Source organism: Aeromicrobium sp. PFPM2_SD2, assembly GCF_057364525.1.
On the sequence record NZ_JBNFNZ010000450.1, the window covers coordinates 1 to 1,955 of the forward strand.

General features: G+C 75.3%; 2 protein-coding genes. Both read right to left on the minus strand.

Going from position 1 to position 1,955, the window contains the following annotated elements; all coding sequences use genetic code 11:
* Window positions 1-1,056: protein kinase domain-containing protein (locus AC2W7G_RS14925; protein ID WP_485869132.1), on the minus strand; the 1,056-nt coding region annotated here is incomplete at its 3' end.
* Window positions 1,057-1,108: 52 nt separating this feature from the next.
* Window positions 1,109-1,955, minus strand: an 847-nt coding sequence (locus AC2W7G_RS14930) for a polyprenyl synthetase family protein (protein ID WP_485869133.1), incomplete at its 5' end; no start/stop codon positions are given.

Genomic DNA, 1,955 nt, shown 5'->3' on the forward strand with positions numbered 1-1,955 from the left:
CGGCTCGGCCGGGTCGGCCGGGTCGGCGCCCCAGGTCATGGTGTGCTCCGGGGTCACCACGACGGTGCCGGAGCCGACCTCGTCGGGCGACAGGCCCAGCACGGACGCCGGACGCACGTCGGCGACGCGCTGGGTGACCTCGGACTCCCAGGCGTCCGAGGAGCCGGGCTGGAGGTCGGCGGTCAGGTCGGGGTCGTCGTCCAGTCCGGCGTCCAGGGCGCGCAGCACGGCGCGGACCTGCTGCAGCAGCACGTGCGCGTCGGGGGAGCGGCGGTCGCGGTCGCGGGCCGTGGCCCGGGCGACGAGCGCGTCGACGTAGGGCGGGATGCCGGGCACGAGGGACGACGGCGCGGGGACGTCCTCGTGGACGTGGCGGTACGCGACCTGGATCGGCGACTCGCCGGTGTGCGGCTTGGAGCCGGTGAGCATCTCGAACAGCATCGCGCCGCAGGCGTAGACGTCCGAGCGGGCGTCGGTGCCGGAGTTCACGACGATCTCCGGCGCGAGGTAGGACACGGTGCCGATGAGCGTGCCGCCGGTCGCGGTGGTGGCGGCGCTGACGGCGCGGGCCAGTCCGAAGTCCGCGACCTTGAGCACGCCGTCGGGGGCGATCAGCACGTTCTCGGGCTTGATGTCGCGGTGCACCAGGTGCGCGGCGTGGGCGGCCGACAGCGCGAGCAGCACCTGCTCCAGCAGCCGCAGCGCGCGGCCCGGCCGCATCGGGGCCTCGTCGCGCACGACGTCGCGCAGGGTGCGCCCGGGGACGTACTCCATGACCAGGTAGGTGAGCTCGGCGTCGGTGCCCTGGTCGAAGACGGCCACGACGTTGGGGTGGTTGAGCTTGGCCGCCGACCGCGCCTCGCGGACGAAGCGGTCGGTGAACTGCTCGTCGTCGCCCAGGCCCTGGTGCATCACCTTGACCGCGACCTGGCGGTCCAGCCGCCGGTCGTGCCCGAGGAAGACGCTGGCCATGCCGCCGCGGGCGATGCGCTCGCCGATCACGTAGCGGTCCTCGAGGACGCGGCCGCGCAGGGCCTCGTCTCCTCGTGCCGCCATCGCTCGCTCCTGTTCCCCGCGGAGTCGTCGGACGGACCCCTGGCCGCTGATTCTAGAGAGTCGGCGCCCGCCGGCCCCCACCGCCGCGCCGTCCGGACCCGCTACCGGGTGCGGCGGGTCGCCCGGTCGAGCAGGTCGCCCAGCAGCGTGCGGGCGGCTCGTCCACGTCGGCCATCGCGGCGCGGGCGGCGGCCACGCGCTCGTCGATGTCGACCTCGACCGCGTCCAGGCCGCCGGACTCGCGCAGCATCGCGCTGAGCGCCGGCACGTGCTCGGCGTGACCCAGTCCCTCGTGCAGGCGCTGGCGGTCGCCGGCGAGAGCCGCTCGGCGGCGCGGGCCACCAGGACGGTGCGCTTGCCCTCGCGCAGGTCGCGCCGGCCGGCTTGCCGGTCTCGGCGGGTCCCGCAAGACGCCGAGGACGTCGTCGCGCAGCTGGAACGCCTCGCCCAGCGGCAGACCGACGGCGCTGAGCACCTCGGTCAGCGCGGCGTCGCCCCCGGCGAGCGCGGCGCCCAGGTGCAGCGGACGCTCGACGCTGTACTTGGCCGACTTGTAGCGGACGACGCGCAGGGCCTCCTCGACGCTGAGCGACGGCACGGTCTGCCCGGCCACGTCGAGCAGCTGGCCGGCGACGACCTCGGTCTTGCACTCGTCGAGCACTGCCCCGGCGGCGGTGACGTCCAGGCCGCAGTCGCGCAGCATCTCGTCGCACCACGACAGCATGAGGTCGCCGAGCAGGATGGCGACGGCGCGGCCGTACACGTCCGGGTCGCCGACGCGGCCGTCGGCGCGGTGCCGGGCGGCGAACTCGCGGTGCAGGCTCGGACGTCCGCGGCGGGTGTCGGAGTCGTCCATGACGTCGTCGTGGGCCAGCGCGCTGCCCTGCAGCCACTCCAGC